The following is an 18,033-nucleotide window of genomic DNA, read 5'->3' as shown; positions in this document are numbered from 1 at the left end:
AAATATAAGAAAACTGGAGCAGGATATATTTCCCCTCCAGTTTTAGTATAGAGCCAATAATTGGACGCTTTGGCGTCTTTTTTCTTTACAAAAAAGCTGAATTGAATTCAACTCAGCTTCTAAGAGAGGGTTCACCCTTATTTTGAATAAGCTTTTTTAATGATAATCATGTAGATAACCAAGAAATAACCAACAAAGAGTTGCTGATAAAGAATAAACATAAAAAACGCCATAGTCAAACATTCCGCCAATAAATTCACTAACAACAATTAATGTAAAAATCATTATCTTTAAATAATTGGAACTTTGCTGTTTTACTTTAAATAATTTTAGAATAGATTTAAATGAAGCAATAAAAAATATTATAAATAGACTCGCTCCAGCGATTCCAGTTGTTACAAGAGTTTCCAAAAAGACATTATGACTATGAACAACCTGGATTTGTTTGACAACATTACTGTTGGTCAGGTGCCTACCAATAGTTTGAAAATTACCGGCACCAATTCCTAAAATAGGGTTGGTTTGCCAAATTTCAATTGAAGTATTAAATAATTCAATACGTCCACTGCTGATCTGATTAATTTGATCTAAACTTAGCTGAAAATCTCCTTGAAAAAACAATTCAATTGATTCAATTACTTTATTAATTTGAAAACGGCTGCTTGTTTCGTGATGATTACCACTTAAATATGATAGACCGTTAGCGGTGATGATACTAGTAATGAAAATAATGATAGAAAGACCTAAAGAAAATAGATATTTCTTTAACTTTGAATAATAACAATCTTTAAAAAAATAAGTATATATTAAACCAGTCAAAATGACAGCCAAAATAACTAGAGCTGCTCGGCATTGAGTCAAAATAATATATAATAGTTGGACAATGATATTTAGTTTATATAATCGTGGATGTGTATATTCGTTTTTTAATGCATAAAGTGCTAATAAAATAGTAATTGCACTCAAAAAGGCTGCAGGATTACAATTAAAATATACACCAAATAATCGATTTCCTACTAATCCGATTGGCCATCCATTTTGAATTTTCGAGAATTTAAATAAATACATTATTAAAGAACAGATTCCAGCTAGACCGGTTAATAGGTTGGTCAGAGGAATAATACTTTTTAATTCATCGTAGATATTGTTTGATGAAAAACTTTTTTGATTCCCGTAGATTAAAAAAAAGATCATTAGCTGTAAAAGTGCAATTAAATATGATTTTAAATTACTATATGGATTGATCGCTGTTGCAAGGAACAAAATTAGGCCATAGGTAATAATTAAAATAAATTTAATATCATGGTAATTAATTTGTTTTTGATAAAAGTCCCATCCAATGATAAGTCCTCCCCATCCAATCATGATAAATAACAAAATATTAAGATTGAAACCTAGGTAACCTAGGGCAAGTGTATTGATAAAAGCATAAATAATGAATGCTAATTTAAAATATTTTCTTGATAATAGATAAGTCTGCATAATCCCCCTCCATGATATTCATTCTAACAAAATATTGATATTAATACTACTTTAATTTGTTTGCTGCGATTTGCTTATTACAATAACTATTAAAATAGTTAAAGATAGTGTATAATTAATGAAGAATATTTAGAAATGAGGGACTTTATGAAGAATATTACATTGGTTATTATGGCGGCCGGAATTGGTAGTCGTTTTGGAGGTGGCATTAAACAATTGGCACCAGTAGGACCAAATGGTGAAATAATCATGGATTATTCCATTTATGATGCTAAAAAGGCAGGTTTTAATAAAGTAGTTTTCGTTATTCGTAAGGATTTAGAAGCAGAATTTGATGCTGTGATTGGATCACGAATCAAACAAATTATTGATGTTGAATATGTTTTTCAAGAACTAGATAATATTCCTGACGAATACCAAGAAACATTTAAACAAAGAACAAAACCATGGGGAACAGGGCAGGCAATTTTATGTTGCAAGGATGTAATTAATGAACCATTTTTAGTTATTAATGCTGATGACTATTATGGTAAACAGGCATACGAAGAAGCTTATAAATACTTAAATGAAAATCATGATAATACGGCTAAACAACAGATTGCGATGGTTAGTTTTGTACTTAAAAATACTTTGAGTGATAATGGTGGTGTAACACGTGGGGTGTGCACGGTTGATCAAAACAATCATCTTTGTGATATTGTTGAGACACATAATATTGAAAAAGGTGATAATTGTGCATTTGTTAAAAAAGAAAATCAAATTATTGAACTTGATCTCGAGGTACCGGTATCAATGAATATGTGGGCTCTACAACCAGAAATATTTGATATTTTAGATTCTAAGTTCAAATTGTTTTTATCTCAATTAGAGAATGATAATTTTAAAGATGAGTATCTATTACCAACTATTATAGGTTCACTATTAAAAGAAAATCAGGTTGAAGTGACTGTGTTAAAATCGTTAGATAATTGGTTTGGAGTTACATATAAAGAAGATAAACAAACAGTTATTGAAAGTATTCAAAAATTAACAGCTGTCGGTGTTTATCCACAAAAATTATTTTAATAGAAACCGAAGGAAGATGTGGGTATCTTCCTTTTGTCTTTCATCAGCATATACTCTTTGGTATAATTAATAATGATATGAAAAACGGGGAAAGTCGAATGGAACAAATTAAATTAATTGAAAAATTATTAGAAATAAGGAAATATAAGGAAATTAAAGAAATCTTAAAAGAAATGAACGATGTGGATGTTGCCGAAATGCTCGAAGGTTTTTCTGATGAAAATATGATACGTATATTTAGATTATTGCCAAAAGATGATGCTGCAGATATTTTTGCATATATGTCAAGCGACAGAGAACATGCGTTAATAGATTCGTTAACCAATAAAGAGTTAGAGAATATTATTAATGATCTTTATTCAGATGACGTAATGGAACTTCTTGAAGAGTTACCCGCTAATGTTGTGAAGCGAATTATTGCTGCTTCCAATCCTGAGACTCGTCGTGATATAAATCATTTATTACGCTATCCTGAAGATTCTGCAGGTAGTAATATGAATATCGATTTTGTTGATTTACGTGCAGATATGACAGTTAAGGAAGCGATTGCACGAATTAGACGTATTGGAGTAGATAAAGAAACAATCAATACTTGTTATGTAATCGATAATTTTCGTCATCTTTTGGGAATTGTTACTTTGAGAAAGTTAGTTTTATCATCACAAAGTGCTTTGATTGAGGAGATTATGAACGATAATCTTATTACAGTTCATACGATGGAGGATCAAGAGGATGTAGCACATGATTTTCAAAAATATGACTTAACTTCAATGCCTGTGGTTGATAATGAAAATCGTTTAGTTGGAATCATTACAGTTGATGATATTGTTGATATCATGCAGGAAGAAACAACTGAAGATATCGAAAAAATGGCCGCAATGGTACCGTCAGACAAGCCTTATATTAAAAATGGCCCGTTTGAAACATTTAAAAAAAGAATACCGTGGCTTTTGTTATTAATGATTTCAGCTTCTATTACTGGAAAAATCATTCAAGGATTTGAGCATGCTTTAGCGGGCTCTGTGATTTTAACGGCTTTTATTCCAATGTTAATGGATACTGGTGGTAATTCAGGTTCGCAAGCTTCTGTCTCAATTATTCGGGCTTTGTCACTAGATGAAATCAAACATAGTGATATCGTCAAAATTGTTTTTAAAGAATTTAGAGTTGCAATTTTAGTTGGGGTTACTTTAGCAGCATGTAATTTTATTAAAATGATGATTATTGATCATGTTTCAATCATGATAGCTGCTGTAGTTTGTCTAACTTTGATAGTTACTGTAATCATTGCTAAAATCGTTGGCTGCACTTTACCAATTTTAGCTGATAAATTAGGCTTTGATCCCGCTGTGATGGCTAGCCCGTTTATCACTACGATCGTTGATGCTTTGTCATTGTTGATCTATTTTACGATTGCTACTAATTTATTAAATTTATAAAGTCTCTGGAAGATTCCAGAGACTAGTTTTTATTTACAAGAATCATTATTGCGTAGGTCTTGTAATGCTTCAATAGCACAACAGGCTTTTTCTTTTAATGCGTTTTCTAGTTCCTTTACAGTACCAATTGTCTGTGCTGCTGATTCATTGATTGCAATTAATTCATCGATACATTTAGCTAAACATACTGCTTTTTTAATTTTTTCACTTTCAGCACATAAAATTGCAGCTAAGGCACCTTCTTGCATTGCAACTGATTGTAAAACAGCCGCTAAGGCACAACGTTCATCAACGCAACAACCTTCAATACAGCAATTGTCCATGCAGCAGTCATCGATACAAAAATCTCGATTACATGAATTCATGGGTTTCATCTCCTTCCATACTATAAGATATGCAAGGGGAATAGATTGTTAGTGGCTTATGTCTTGGAAAACAAAAAGAGCGTGATAACAACGCTCTTATATATTTATTCAACTGTTACTGATTTAGCTAAATTACGAGGTTTATCAACATCGCAACCTTTAAGTTTAGCGGCATAATAACTGATTAACTGCAGTGGGATTGCAACTAATACTGCTTGTAAAATTGGATTTACATCGGGCATGTAATAAGTTTCATCAACATTTCCAACCTCTTCACCGGTTAATGTAAATAAAATGACTTTTGCTCCTCGAGCAATTGTTTCTTGAATATTGCTAATTGTTTTTGAAGCTATATGTGGTTGTGTAGCAACTGCAATTACTACACTGCCTTCTTCAATCAAAGCAATTGGACCATGCTTTAATTCACCAGCAATATAAGCATCAGCATGGATATATGATACTTCTTTTAGTTTTAAAGCACCCTCTAGGACGGAAGCATAATCTAAACTTCGCCCAATATAGTAGGCATCTTTTTGATTTTTTAAATAGTTCGCATATTTTTCAAATAGTGGTTCATCTTTTAAAATATTTTCGATTTGTTTAGGCAATTTAGCAATTCCGTTAATAATGTCTTTATAGATATCATTTTCTTTTCCTAGGGTCTGTGCAACATACATTGCTAATAATAATAAGACAATAACTTGCGTAGTATAGGCTTTAGTACTTGCTACAGCAATTTCTGGTCCTGCACAAGTATAAATTGTTGCTTCAGCTTCACGCGAGATAGTTGAACCAAGAACATTAGCTACGGCAATCGTAGTACAACCTTTATTTTTTGCTAAACGTAAAGCAGCCATGGTATCTGCAGTTTCACCCGATTGTGAGACAAAAATACACAGAGTTTTTTCATCAATGATAGGGTCACCATATCTAAATTCTGAAGCGGCTTGGGTAAAAGTAGGAATACCAGTTAAGCGTTCCATAATATTGGCTCCTGAAAGGCAAGCATGATATGCAGTTCCGCAAGCGACAAAATATACTTTATTAAAAGTTGTAAAACGTTCTTTCAATATTTCTAGTTCAGGCAAAATAATTCGATCATTACCTTCAACTCGGCCTCTTAAAGTTTCACTAATAGCATATGGCTGTTCGTGAATTTCTTTTAACATGAAAGTATCGTAACCGCCTTTTTGAGCTGCTTCATTATCATAAGGGATATGTGTAATTTCTTTTTGAATTTCGTTGCCTTCAGCGTCATAGAAAGTTATTTTATTTTTACATAATTTAGCAATTTCAAAATCATCAATAAAATAGACATCTTTGGTGTAGTCTAATAAAGCAGGAATATCACTTGCCCCAAAACTTGCACAGTCACTTGTCCCTAATACTAATGGACTGTCTTTTTTAGTTACATAAACTACATCCGGCTCTAAAGTAGAAACAATGCATAAAGCGTAACTTCCATCAATGTGAGTAATGACCTTTTTTAATGCTTTCAGCATATCACCATCATAGTAAGAATCTAGTAGATGGACGACAACTTCACTATCTGTTTCGCTATGGAATTTATACCCCTTAGCTACTAGTTGTTCCTTTAATTCTCGATAATTTTCAATGATTCCATTATGCACTAGTGAAATAGTGTTTTTATTATTGGTATGGGGATGAGAATTAAGGTTAGATGGGACTCCATGAGTTGCCCAGCGAGTGTGACCAATTCCGACACAGCCAATTGGAGTATCTTGATCTAGTCGATCTATGAGATTTTGCAATCTTCCTTTCGTTTTAATCGTGAAAAGTTTATCTTTATCTACAAGGGTTACACCAGCTGAATCATAGCCACGATACTCTAATTTAGAAAGTCCTTGAAGTAAGAATGGTAAAGCTTCTTCTTTACCGGAAAACGCAGTAATTCCACACATAAAAATTCCTCCATAGTTTTGATTATTCAATTGTTATTATGTTATCAATGGAGGATACCGAATGAATTTGTTTAATGATTACTCATTATTTTTGTTCATTGTTTAGGTAGTATCATACCTCTAGACCATCCGCCGAATATTTCGATAAGTCTAGCCCTCGTCAACTAATTACTTAGTCCTGGCGCTATTTTGTATTTCTGTCTCCTTAATAACAGTTGCTATTATATACAAATAAAATTAAAAAAGCAACCCATATTATAATATGAAGTATTTGATAATAGATGCAAAGAAATAAAGCATAAATAATTAGTTTTATTATTTACATTGACTCATTTCCTGATAATTTTTAATTATTTTATGAATAAATTAAAAAAAATTGTAAAAAATAAAAGTGATTTTCCAAGTTTAGGAGTAAATGATAATAGGAGGGATAAATTATGAGTGTACATGAAAATTTAATTGAAATAAGTAAATCATTAGAGAATTTAGAAGAAACAGGTATTTATGACGTTGAAAAATACAGCTGTTCATTGAAACATTTGACAAATCAACTAGAATATTTTTATTGTCATCTAGTTAAAGAAAATGGACGTGATATTGACAGTACATATTATCATCTTTCTAATCGACCACAAGTTCATCAATTAGCATATTTCAATATCGGACGTGGTTTCCCTAAAGAATTAATGGATGGGCACTGGTGTTATATTTTAAAGGATCTTGGCTATAAAATGCTGATTATTCCATGTACTTCTATAAAAGGAACAAGTGCTAATCCAGAATTTGAAATGGATATTGAAGTGATGATGTCGGGCGTAAAGACTAAAAGTCGTTTACAGTTGAGTGAGATACGTTGCGTTGATATGCAGCGGCTTGATTTAAGAAAGACATTTTGTGATGTTTTGAGCAGTCATGATGATATTATAAAGTATGTAAAAGAGCATTTGTTAAAATAAAAATAGCCTAACAAGTAGGCTAATAAACTAAAATGAGTAGAGTTATCAAAAGTAATATACAACAAAATAACAGCGCACATTGTCCAAAAATATTAATTAAACCTGTAGCAATAATGGCTCCAATGATAAAAAAGAAGATAATGATCAAATAGCGAAAACAATGATGTAACGCATCTTTATCATGAGCGAATAAATATGCTGATAGTTTTTGACCGGCAGATCTCAAATTCCCAGTACACATTGTCGAGGCATACGGTAAACCATTAGTTGTTCTAAATGTATTTACTTGTAAAGAACAAACTAGACCAATTGTTACGTTGCAAACACTATAGGGAATCTCTTTAGGGATGAATGCAATGATCGTCAGAATAATAATTTCAATAATTAAGATTAAATGTTGCCATTCAACATATTGGACATTACTTAAACGATGCTTAATGTATTCACTAATAACAATACCTAAAAAGAAAGCTGATATTGGTAATAAATAATATAAAGCACCTAAATAGTTTTGCTCAGCGATTTTAAGTCCCATAAGAACCATGTTTCCAGTTTGGGCATTAGCAAAAACATTGCCTTTTAGAAGATAGGTATAAATATCTAAAAAGCCCCCAACGATAGCAAGCAAGATTCCTGTTAAAAGTGATTCATGAATCGTTGCTTTTAAAAAATTTTTAATTTTCATCACGTTAAAACATGTAGCAGGAATGCTACATGTTTATTTTATAAGTTTAGTAGACGTTTTGTATCGCGAGCAATTACTAATTCTTCATTAGTTGGGATAACGAATACTTTTACTTTTGAATTAGGAGTACTAATTAAACGATCTCCTTGACCATTAACATTTGCATCTTCATCAAGTTCGATACCTAAAGCATCTTTTAATAAATCACAAATTCCTTTTCTTGCAAAGAATGAATTTTCACCAATTCCTGCAGTAAAGCAAATTGCATCAACACCACCTAATGCAATAAAATAACGACCAATATAAGCAATAACACGACGATAGAAAATATCGATTGCAAGTTGAGCTCTTTCATTACCTTCTAAAGCAGCATTTTGAACATCTCTAAAATCACTTGACACACCAGAAATACCAAGTAGTCCAGATTCTTTATTTAACATCGTAATAACTTCTTTCATGTCCATTCCAACTTCTTCAATCAAATAATCGATTACAGAAGGATCGACGTCACCACTACGAGTTCCCATCATAATTCCTGCAAGTGGAGTGAATCCCATTGAAGTATTTACTGATTTACCGTCTTTAACAGCTGTTAAAGATCCACCAGCTCCTAAATGAGCCACAATAACTTTGGAATGTTCAGGATTTCCAAGCATTTCGATTGCTCGTTGAGAAACATAGAAATGACTAGTTCCGTGAGCACCATATTTACGTACTTTATAGTCTGTATAATATTTATATGGAATTGGATAAATATAGCATTTAGGATCTAAAGTTTGGTGAAAAGCAGTATCAAATACAGCTACAGCTCCAGCTTCAGGGATTGCTTCCTTAAATGCATAATATCCAGTTAAATGAGCGGGATTATGTAATGGTGCTAATGATTTTAATTCGTCAATTTTACTAACAACATCTTCATCAATGATTGCTGAAGAATCAAAGTATGATCCCCCTTGAACGACACGATGCCCAACACCTTTGATTTCATTTAACTCTTTTACAATTCCTTTTTCAATTAAAGTATCTAATAAAAGTTGTACTGCAACTTTATGATCTTTAATTGGGTTAGTTGTAACAGTCTTTTTTCCTTGATATTTAATCGTAAAGATTGAATCTTCTAATCCAATTCTTTCGATTACTCCAGATGTAATTACAGATTCGTCATCCATTTCAAATAATTGAAACTTTAATGAAGAACTACCTGCATTTACAGAAATAATTTTTGCCATTTTATAAAGCCTCCTTAATCTATCGTCATTATATCATCATTTTGTAAAATTTCTAGATAAAAGCATTACGTTTATTAATTTTAATATAGATTTTTTTAATCATTGGATAAAAAGAATACAAATTATTATTAATAGGTAGATTTTTAACTTTAAAGTTAGATAAAATATAAAAATATTTTTTATAAATGTTGTATTGTCGAAATATTGAACGAGTTTAGGCAATACTGCACTTGTAGAAGAAATAATTTATTATAAAGGAGAAGATTATGGAAAACAAAGTGTATGGTTATGCAAGAGTTTCAACAAGAGAACAAAATGAGGATCGGCAAATGATTGCCTTGGAGAATTATCCAATGTCAAGGAAACAAATTTATCTTGATAAATTAAGCGGGAAAGATTTTAATCGGCCGCAATATCAAAAATTATTAAGGAAAATTCGTGCTGGAGATACAATCGTTATTAAATCAATCGATCGGTTGGGACGTGATTATGAAGAAATACAAAACCAATGGCGTAAAATCACTAAAGAAAAAAATGTAAATATTGTTGTTTTGGATATGCCATTATTAGATACACGGAGTACTGGTGATAATTTAACGGGAACATTCGTGGCAGACTTGGTTCTACAGATTCTTTCTTACGTTGCTCAAACAGAGCGTGAAAATATTCGTCAGCGTCAAAGAGAAGGGATTGAAGCAGCACGAATGCGTGGTGTGAGATTTGGACGCCCTCGCAAAGAAATTCCCGAAAATTTTGAAATTTTGAAGCATCAATGGCAACAAAATTTAATTGCTTCACGGCAGGCTGCTAAAGAATTAGGCGTTTCACAGGATACTTTTTTAAGATGGGCTCATGGAAAATAACATTAGTACATTTATTTGTCCTTAAAAGGTAGACAATATCGTTCAAATGTATTAAAATAATATATATGTTTTTATAGTGTGAAATTTGTTATTTTATAATATTTTATTACGAATTTTGACCGCATAATAGATGCTTGATAATCTCTGATTTATCGTTCTCTATATGCAATAAAAGCATATGAATTTCGGTATATGCGTTTAGGGAGAGAAACGCATATATTTTATTTTAGAAAAGGAGAAAAGCGATGGGTCTACTTGAAAAAATAGCCGATATTATGCAGTGTACCTATATTTCTGATTTAAGAGGAAGATTATCGCTTGACCATGAACAGTTACAGTTTTTAAATGAATTAAGAGCTGAAACATACGCTTTGTCTGAATGGCAAGAAGCAGTAAGGTATATTACTGGTAATTTAGATTCTTTTAATTCGGCAGCAGAAGGAAAAAACATCTTATTGGATTACTATATTAAAAAAGAAGCTACAGAAATATCAATAAAATGATTTTTTTCTTGATATTATAATAAGATAATCTATAATAGTATACGAGCCAGGGGTGCAAAATTGCTGAGAAGGGCATAAGCCTGATCCCTTATCATCTGAACTGGGTAATGCCAGCGTAGAGAGAGCAAATTTAAAATTGTTTGCTTTTTTGCGTTCGCAAAGAAGCATTTTTTAATTTTGTTAGGCTCTTTCATAAGGAAGGGGAAAAACAAATATGAAAAACAAAACATTTAAGATTACAACCAAAACAATTGCTTATATGGCGATGTTTATGGCTTTACAAGTAGTTTTAGAATTAGCTTTTAAAGTCGTTCCGGGACAGCCTCAGGGAGGAAGTATTACGCTGTCATTAGTACCGATCCTATTAGCCTCATATTTATTAGGTGGATATTACGGTATTGTTGTTGGAGCCTGCTGCTGTGGACTGCATTTTGTTTTAGGGTTGGCTACATATTGGGGGCCATGGTCATTATTTTTAGATTATTTAATTCCACTAGCTGTAATTGGTATAGCATCATTTTTTAAAAACTTTGAGATTAAAGGTCATGTAGTTTATCCTGGAATTATTGTTGTAATGATTCTTAAGTTTATCTCACATTATTTATCTGGAGCATGGCTGTTTGGAGCATATGCTCCTGAGGGAATGAATCCATGGTGGTATTCATTTGGTTATAATTTAGCCTATTGCCTACCAACTTTAATTATTTGCTACATCGGATTTGCCTTAATATATCCACGATTAAATAATTCGATTAAACTGTAAAAGAAAAGTAGCTTGCTACTTTTCTTTTCTTCTGTCTTTAAAAAGGATAGTAATTTGTGTATAATAGTACTGTTATAAAGAGAGGTAGTAAAAGATGTCAGATTCTCTGGTAGGAAAAAAAGTATTAATTCACTGTTATAAGCACGATGGAAGTATTCATCGATGCTGGGCCAAAGGATTCATCTTAGATGAAAATGATGATCATTTTATTGCAATCAATAATCGCACCTTAGTAACTGAATCTGATGGTCGAATGTGGCATACAAGAGAGCCTGCCATCTGTTATTTTCCTAAAAATAAGTGGTACAATGTGATTTGTATGATTCGTAAAACAGGAGTTTATTATTATTGTAATATTGCTTCACCAACTTTATATGATGGTGAGGCATTGAAATATATTGATTATGATCTAGATTTAAAAGTATTCCCAGATAATAACTATCGGGTTTTAGATGAAGAAGAGTATAAGCAACATGCTAAACAGATGAATTATTCAAAAGAATTGGATAGAATATTAAAAAAACAATTAGAACTGCTAATTGATTTAGCAACGAAACGTGAAGGACCGTTTAGTGAAGATTTTACGAAACATTGGTATCATGTATATGAAGATTTGACACAAGGATAGGAGAATACAATGGAAAAAGTAATTAAAGTAAATAACCTTGAAGAAACGATTGCTTTGGGTAATCGTTTAGGCTTGTTATTACAACCAAATATGCTATTGACTTTAAGTGGCGACTTAGGAGCCGGGAAGACAACCTTTACCAAAGGAATTGGTCAAGGATTAGGGATTACCAAGGTTATTAATAGTCCTACTTTTACCATTTTAAAACAATATCAAGGTCGCTTGAATTTATCACATTTTGATGCTTATCGTTTAGAAGGACAGGATGATGATTTAGGATTTGAAGAAATTTTTGATAGTGATGATGTTTGTGTTGTTGAATGGGCTAATTTTATTGAAGATATTTTACCGGTAGACCGTTTAACAATTGAAATAAAAAAAATTGATGAAAATATTCGCGAATTTGTCTTTAAAACAAATAGTGAAAAATACGCTCAAGTTGTGGAGGCTTTAACATGAAGACAATTGTAATGGATACATCAAATGCTTATTTAGTTATTGGCTTATACGAAGATGATCAATGTATTGATAAGTATCAAGCAGATGGAAATCGGCGGCAATCTGAGTACGCTTTAACACATCTTGATGAAATGTTGAAAAAACATCATTGGGAAGTTTTAAATGTGGATGAAATGATAATTACGATTGGTCCTGGTTCTTATACTGGTCAACGGGTCGCTTTGACGATTGCCAAAACTTTGGCAGCAATTTCAAAAATAAAAATCAAGGCAGTTTCTTCGTTACATGGTTATGCTGGAGCTTCTAAGGCAATCAGTGTAATTGATGCTCGAAGCAAAAAGATTTTTGTTGGGGTATATGAGCATAATCAGGCCATAATTGATGATCAAATCATGTTGATTGATGATTTTGCTAATTTTAAAGAACAATATCCTGATTTTCAAGTGATTGGTGATAGTGATTTAGTCGGAATTAACAAAGTTAAACTCGATTTAAGTGATTGTATTTATCAAGCTGGTAAAAGTGTTGATTATTGTCAAAATATTGATAATCTTGTTCCTCATTATTTAAAAGATGTTGAGGCGAAAAAAATATGTTAATCAGACGGATGGATTTAGGTGATATTGAAGAAGTTGTAAAGTTAGAGCATGATTTATTTAGTTCGCCATGGAATGAAGAAGCTTTTAAATATGAATTAGAAAAAAATGCTTTTTCATCAATTTTGATTTTGGAAGATAATAATATAATTGTTGGTTATATAGGAATGTGGACACTAGGAGACCAAACTCAAATAACAACTATCGGTGTTAGAAAAGAGTTCCAAGGAAAAGGCTATGCTAAAATATTAATGACTAAATGTGATGAAATTACAAAGCATTTAGGCTATTCGAATATTAATTTAGAAGTCCGAGTTTCTAATACTAAAGCAATTAGTTTATATCAAAAATGTGGCTTTAAAATTGCCGCAACAAGAAAAAATTACTATCAGGATAATCATGAAGATGCGTATTTGATGGTAAAAGAAATGGAGGAATAACGGTGTCACTTATTTTAGCAATTGAATCAAGTTGTGATGAGATGGCTATGGCAATCTTAAAAGATGAACGAGAATTTCTTAGTAGTGTCGTGGCCTCACAGATTGATGTTCATGCGATGTATGGTGGAGTAGTGCCAGAAATTGCAAGTAGGAAACATGTTGAATGTGTTTCGCTAGTATTAAAAGAAACTTTGAATAAGGCTAACGTTACGATTGATGAAATTGATGCTATTGCGGTAACTAAAGGACCGGGGTTAGTTGGGTCTTTGCATATCGGTTTACAGGCCGCTAAAACGATTGCAATGGCTTATCATAAGCCATTGATTGGAGTACATCATATTGCTGGACATATTTATGCCAATAACTATGTTCAAAATATTATCTATCCAAGTCTTTGTTTAGTTGTTAGTGGTGGTCATAGTGAACTTGTCTTATTAAAAGCTCCTTTTAAATTTGAAGTAATTGGGCAAACCCTTGATGATGCTGTTGGAGAAGCATATGATAAAGTGGGACGAGTTTTAAATTTACCATATCCCGGGGGACCTATAATCGATAAAATGGCTGCTAAAGGTAATCATACTTATAATTTACCAGTGCCTTTGGATGATGAAAGCTATAATTTTAGTTTTAGTGGATTAAAATCTGCTGTAATTAATTTAAATCACAAAGCGATGCAGCGAAATGAAGAAATCAATCAAGAAGATTTAGCTGCCTCTTTTCAAGATGTGGTTTTATCGGTTTTAGTCAATAAAACAATACGTGCTACTAAAGAATATGGTATTAAACAAGTATTAATGGCAGGAGGCGTGAGTGCTAATCGTGGATTGCGAAATGCGATGGGTGAAGCGGTTGGCCAATTAGATGGAGTAGAATTATTATTACCGCCAATGAGTTGTTGTACTGATAACGCAATGATGATTGCTTTAGCAGCAAAACAGATGTACGATTTGAAATTATTTAGTGATTTGTCATTAGGGATTAAGCCAAATTTAGATTTAGAAAATGAATCGGTTAGCGGGGGAAATCAAAATGGATAAAAAAATATCAAACGCTACAATGTCTCGTTATCCTGTTTATCTTAAAGCTTTAAGAAAAATGCAGCATGAAGGTAAAGAAAATTGTTTATCAAGCGAATTATCTAGTTTAACAGGTATTCAAGATACGACGATTCGTAGAGATTTTACTTATTTATCAAAGACAGATAATTTTGGCCAACGTGGTAAAGGTTATGATGTAAAACATTTAATTGACGGATTAAGTGAGGTATTAGGATTAGGACTAGACGAATCAATTATTTTGATTGGTATCGGAAATCTTGGTAGTGCAATTTTAAAATATAACCGTTGGCAATATACGGTGGGAAAAATTGTCTGCGGCTATGATCAAGATAAAAATAAAGAGGGAGAGCGTTTTGGTGTTAAACTCTATAATATTGATGATTTAGAAAAAACTTTTCCTAAAGACTGTAAAATTGCAATCTTGGCTATTTCTGAAAACGTTCAACCAACAGTTGATCGTTTAATGGATTTAGGAATTAAAGGTATCGTTGATTTTACACATACACATTTTACAGTTCGTGAAGGAGTCGAGGTACAACAGGTAGATGTTGTTGTAGCAATTCAAGAATTAGTTATTAAGATGGATTCAAATCGTCAATAATACTTGAATAATGGATAAAATAAAGTATATAATAGGAAAAACTAGGAGGATTAATATGTTTGAATTTATAACGGTTAGAGAACTATATGAAATGTTTTTAAGTAACCAAATGATGGATTTAGAAGGTTACGAATATGTTGAACTTGAGGGATGGGTTCGAACTAATCGTAACAATGGGAAATTGGGATTTATTGCTCTAAATGATGGTACATACTTCAAAAATTTACAAGTTGTATATACAGAAGCAGAAATTTCTAACTATGAAGAAATCGATAAATTATCTACTGGTAGTTCAATTCGAGTAGTTGGAAAATTAAAGTTGACACCTGAAGGAAAACAACCATTTGAAGTTGAAGCAACTGAGATTGAAATCGAAGGTAAATGTGATGAAGATTTTCCGTTACAAAAGAAACGTCATTCATTCGAATACATGCGTGAAATACCGCATTTAAGACCTCGTGCGAACACTTTCTATGCAATTTTTAGATTGCGCAGTGTTTTATCAATGGCTATTCATGAATTTTTCCAATCACAAGGGTTTGTTTATGTTCATACACCAATTATCACTGGAAACGATGGTGAAGGGGCCGGAGAAATGTTTAGAGCAACAACTATTGATGGAACTAATTTTGAAGATGATTTCTTTGAAAAAGAGGCTTTCTTAACAGTTACTGGTCAATTACATGTTGAAGCTTTTGCAATGGCTTTTAGAGATGTTTATACATTTGGTCCTGCATTTAGAGCAGAAAACTCTAATACTTCTCGCCATGCTAGTGAATTTTGGATGATTGAACCTGAAATTGCTTTTGCTGATTTAGAGGATGATATGGATTTAATTGAAGATATGGTTAAATATTGTATCGATTACGTTTTAGATAATGCTCCTGCGGAAATGGAATTCTTTGCTTCAATGATTGATAAAGATTGCATCAATCGAATTACTAAAGTTAAAAACAGTGATTTCAAACGGATGACATACACTGAAGCAATTGAAATTTTAGAAAAAGCAGATGTTAAATTTAAAAATAAAGTTTCATGGGGAATGGATTTAAATAGTGAACATGAGCGCTATATTTGTGAACAGGTTGTTAAAGGACCAGTTTTCTTGACAGACTATCCAAAAGAAATCAAGGCTTTCTATATGCGTTTAAATGATGATAATAAAACAGTGGCTGCTTGTGATTTATTGGTTCCAGGAATTGGAGAATTAGTTGGAGGAAGTCAACGTGAAGAAAGATATGATGTTCTTGAAAGAATCATGGATGAAAAAGGAATGTCTAAAGATGGTTTACAATGGTATATGGACTTACGTCGCTATGGTGGCTGTAAACATGCGGGATTCGGTTTAGGATTTGATCGTTTCTTAATGTATTTAACTGGAATGCAAAATATTCGTGATGTTGAACCTTTCCCAAGAACACCAAGAAATTTAAAATTTTAACAAAAAGGCCTATATTTTATATAGGCTTTTGCTTTGAATGGGTTATAATAATAGATAAGGAGGCGATCAAATAATGAATGAGTATGATTTAATAAATGCTTATCTAAATTTAATTTTTGATGATAGCATAACTTATTTTAGTCGCATTCTTGACGAATATCGTGGTTTATGCCAGTTGAGAAAATGGATGCGTAAACGTGGTATTAATTTAAAAGCCATTGAAAATATTGGTTATGATATGTTTTTAGCTTTTAGTAAAGCTAAAAATGCTGAACAAATCATGGAAAAAATGGATCCGACTCATTTAGAAGAATTAAAAGAGTATATTAATACAGAACGTAATAAATATCAGATCGTAGTATTATCAAGTTTTGATTATAGTGAGCCAATTAATGCGTATTTAACCTCAAATCAGATTGTGGATGATTTAGACAGTGATAATATTAGGGTTTTAAATTGTCATAATCTATTAAAAAAAGAAGATTTATCATTTTATGGACCTTTTAAACATTTTGTTACGGCCTTATATCAAATTGATCGCTGGCCTGGATTTTTAATTTTTAAAGGTGATGAGTGTGCATTTGTTCCTATTTATACTACTCAGGACATTGAAGAAGTCATTTTTAAAATTGAACATGATACAATTTTTTCAATTCGATATTTAAGTCCTTATGATAGCTTTTTTGTGCAGCTAAGTGATTTACACCTTGGTAGCAAAAAGAAGAATATCGGTCGTTTGGCACTTGAAGATAGTCTTGATCAAACTGTTAAACAGCTACGTTCTTATTATCCTTTAAAGTTTTTGATTACGGGGGATTTAATGAATTCACCAAATCGAAAAAATATGTATGAGGCATCAGGGTTTATGAAAGGGTTAAAAAATCGTTATAATGCAGATGTTTCCTTTATTTTAGGAAATCATGATGTAATTGTTAATGGTTTTAATATTTTTAAGCGTCAGAAAAGTAAAGTAATCGCCTTTTTGTTAAATGAAAGCATTAAAGTATTTGAAGAAGAAAAGATTGTTTTAATTAAGATTGATTCAACTGTAGAAGGTAATTTAGCGCGTGGTAAAGTTGGAATGAAACAATTAAACAATATTGATGAAGAGCTTGCTGCTATTAAAAATTTAGGAGATTATACAATTGTTGCAATGCTGCATCATCATCTGTTTCCAATTACCCGTGATGATTTTTTAAAGCAAAAATGGCGTGAAAAGATTTTTGTTGGGAAAATTATGGATAGTTCTAAGGCATTAGTAGACAGCCGTGATTTAGTAGAATGGTTAAGAAAACACCAAATTCAGTATGTTTTGCATGGTCATAAACATTTACCATTTTTTAGCAGTCAAGAAGGGATGTATGTGATTGCTGCTGGTTCTTCATGTGGCAGTGGAGCAAAAGAATCAAAGAGTCGATATTTAAGTTATAATGTATTAAAATATGACCATCGTTATAAACGATTTAAATACTGTTTTATCATTTATGATGATATGACGATGCAAGACCGTCAAAGAATAGTTATAAATATTTTTTAGG

19 protein-coding genes and 1 riboswitch are annotated in these 18,033 nt (G+C 31.9%); of the genes, 14 read left to right on the top strand and 5 right to left on the bottom strand.

All coding sequences use genetic code 11. The annotated features are described in order from the left end of the window. Nucleotides 1–156: 156 nt before the first annotated feature. Nucleotides 157–1,482 carry an O-antigen ligase family protein gene (locus KSU54_RS14910; RefSeq protein WP_117792528.1) on the bottom strand — a complete coding sequence of 442 codons (1,326 nt, stop codon included), beginning with the start codon at nucleotides 1,480–1,482 and terminating at the stop codon, nucleotides 157–159. Nucleotides 1,483–1,629: 147 nt separating this feature from the next. On the opposite strand from KSU54_RS14910, the gene KSU54_RS14905 reads away from it, so the two are divergent. Then, a complete protein-coding gene (locus KSU54_RS14905) occupies nucleotides 1,630–2,547 on the top strand; it encodes a nucleotidyltransferase family protein (protein WP_003537899.1) in 918 nt (305 codons plus the stop codon). A gap of 98 nt (nucleotides 2,548–2,645) precedes the next feature. After that, a complete protein-coding gene (gene mgtE / locus KSU54_RS14900; protein ID WP_009009358.1) occupies nucleotides 2,646–3,986 on the top strand; it encodes a magnesium transporter in 1,341 nt (446 codons plus the stop codon). Between the two features lie 29 nt (nucleotides 3,987–4,015). Here the strand turns inward: mgtE and KSU54_RS14895 are convergent, their stop codons facing one another. Further along, the gene (locus KSU54_RS14895; protein WP_008792989.1) at nucleotides 4,016–4,351 is read right to left on the bottom strand and encodes a hypothetical protein; all 336 of its coding nucleotides are present in this window, start codon (nucleotides 4,349–4,351) and stop codon (nucleotides 4,016–4,018) included. A 104-nt stretch (nucleotides 4,352–4,455) separates the two neighbouring features. Continuing rightward, entirely contained in the window at nucleotides 4,456–6,273 is a 1,818-nt protein-coding gene (gene glmS / locus KSU54_RS14890) for a glutamine--fructose-6-phosphate transaminase (isomerizing) (RefSeq protein ID WP_003537902.1), read from the bottom strand. Between the two features lie 437 nt (nucleotides 6,274–6,710). Between glmS and KSU54_RS14885 the strand changes: the two genes are divergently transcribed. Beyond that, on the top strand, nucleotides 6,711–7,229 hold the full coding sequence (locus KSU54_RS14885) for a hypothetical protein (RefSeq protein WP_003537905.1): 519 nt from the start codon (nucleotides 6,711–6,713) through the stop codon (nucleotides 7,227–7,229). Nucleotides 7,230–7,248: 19 nt separating this feature from the next. Here KSU54_RS14885 and KSU54_RS14880 read toward each other — a convergent pair whose 3' ends face one another. Continuing rightward, a complete protein-coding gene (locus KSU54_RS14880; protein WP_003537906.1) occupies nucleotides 7,249–7,914 on the bottom strand; it encodes a YoaK family protein in 666 nt (221 codons plus the stop codon). A gap of 38 nt (nucleotides 7,915–7,952) precedes the next feature. Then, nucleotides 7,953–9,143: an acetate/propionate family kinase gene (locus tag KSU54_RS14875; protein ID WP_003537907.1), complete on the bottom strand. Its 1,191-nt coding sequence runs from the start codon at nucleotides 9,141–9,143 to the stop codon at nucleotides 7,953–7,955. A 266-nt stretch (nucleotides 9,144–9,409) separates the two neighbouring features. Between KSU54_RS14875 and KSU54_RS14870 the strand changes: the two genes are divergently transcribed. The 11 genes from KSU54_RS14870 (at nucleotide 9,410) to KSU54_RS14820 (ending at nucleotide 18,032) form a co-directional block, all read left to right on the top strand. Further along, complete coding sequence (locus KSU54_RS14870; protein ID WP_003537908.1) at nucleotides 9,410–10,006, top strand: recombinase family protein; 597 nt, start codon at nucleotides 9,410–9,412, stop codon at nucleotides 10,004–10,006. Between the two features lie 245 nt (nucleotides 10,007–10,251). Further along, nucleotides 10,252–10,509: a hypothetical protein gene (locus tag KSU54_RS14865; protein WP_003537909.1), complete on the top strand. Its 258-nt coding sequence runs from the start codon at nucleotides 10,252–10,254 to the stop codon at nucleotides 10,507–10,509. 38 nt (nucleotides 10,510–10,547) lie between these two features. After that, nucleotides 10,548–10,649, top strand: a riboswitch (TPP riboswitch). Nucleotides 10,650–10,723: 74 nt separating this feature from the next. Further along, entirely contained in the window at nucleotides 10,724–11,272 is a 549-nt protein-coding gene (locus tag KSU54_RS14860; RefSeq protein WP_003537911.1) for an energy-coupled thiamine transporter ThiT, read from the top strand. A gap of 94 nt (nucleotides 11,273–11,366) precedes the next feature. Continuing rightward, entirely contained in the window at nucleotides 11,367–11,900 is a 534-nt protein-coding gene (locus tag KSU54_RS14855) for a DUF402 domain-containing protein (RefSeq protein ID WP_003537913.1), read from the top strand. A 9-nt stretch (nucleotides 11,901–11,909) separates the two neighbouring features. Next, nucleotides 11,910–12,359 (top strand): tRNA (adenosine(37)-N6)-threonylcarbamoyltransferase complex ATPase subunit type 1 TsaE, encoded by a 450-nt coding sequence (gene tsaE / locus KSU54_RS14850; protein WP_003537914.1) that lies wholly within the window; start codon nucleotides 11,910–11,912, stop codon nucleotides 12,357–12,359. Continuing rightward, nucleotides 12,356–12,958, top strand: coding sequence for a tRNA (adenosine(37)-N6)-threonylcarbamoyltransferase complex dimerization subunit type 1 TsaB (gene tsaB, locus KSU54_RS14845; RefSeq protein WP_003537915.1), 603 nt, complete (start codon nucleotides 12,356–12,358; stop codon nucleotides 12,956–12,958). The genes tsaE and tsaB overlap by 4 nt, the downstream gene beginning before the upstream one ends. Beyond that, nucleotides 12,952–13,395, top strand: a complete 444-nt coding sequence (gene rimI, locus KSU54_RS14840; protein ID WP_003537916.1) for a ribosomal protein S18-alanine N-acetyltransferase — start codon at nucleotides 12,952–12,954, stop codon at nucleotides 13,393–13,395. Before tsaB ends, rimI begins: the two co-directional genes overlap by 7 nt. Before the next feature lie 2 nt (nucleotides 13,396–13,397). Further along, the gene (tsaD, locus tag KSU54_RS14835) at nucleotides 13,398–14,432 is read left to right on the top strand and encodes a tRNA (adenosine(37)-N6)-threonylcarbamoyltransferase complex transferase subunit TsaD (protein ID WP_003537917.1); all 1,035 of its coding nucleotides are present in this window, start codon (nucleotides 13,398–13,400) and stop codon (nucleotides 14,430–14,432) included. Then, the gene (locus tag KSU54_RS14830; RefSeq protein WP_003537918.1) at nucleotides 14,425–15,054 is read left to right on the top strand and encodes a redox-sensing transcriptional repressor Rex; all 630 of its coding nucleotides are present in this window, start codon (nucleotides 14,425–14,427) and stop codon (nucleotides 15,052–15,054) included. Before tsaD ends, KSU54_RS14830 begins: the two co-directional genes overlap by 8 nt. Nucleotides 15,055–15,109: 55 nt before the next feature. Next, nucleotides 15,110–16,495 carry an asparagine--tRNA ligase gene (asnS, locus tag KSU54_RS14825; protein WP_008792993.1) on the top strand — a complete coding sequence of 462 codons (1,386 nt, stop codon included), beginning with the start codon at nucleotides 15,110–15,112 and terminating at the stop codon, nucleotides 16,493–16,495. 73 nt (nucleotides 16,496–16,568) lie between these two features. Next, on the top strand, nucleotides 16,569–18,032 hold the full coding sequence (locus KSU54_RS14820) for a metallophosphoesterase family protein (protein WP_003537920.1): 1,464 nt from the start codon (nucleotides 16,569–16,571) through the stop codon (nucleotides 18,030–18,032). The last annotated feature ends 1 nt before the right edge of the window (nucleotide 18,033 follow it).

Origin of the sequence: Erysipelatoclostridium sp. MSK.23.31 (assembly GCF_019125875.1) — a bacterium.
In the GTDB taxonomy this organism is placed as follows: Bacteria; Bacillota_I; Bacilli_A; order Erysipelotrichales; family Coprobacillaceae; genus Thomasclavelia; species Thomasclavelia ramosa.
This window is presented reverse-complemented; position numbering and strand designations above follow the sequence as displayed.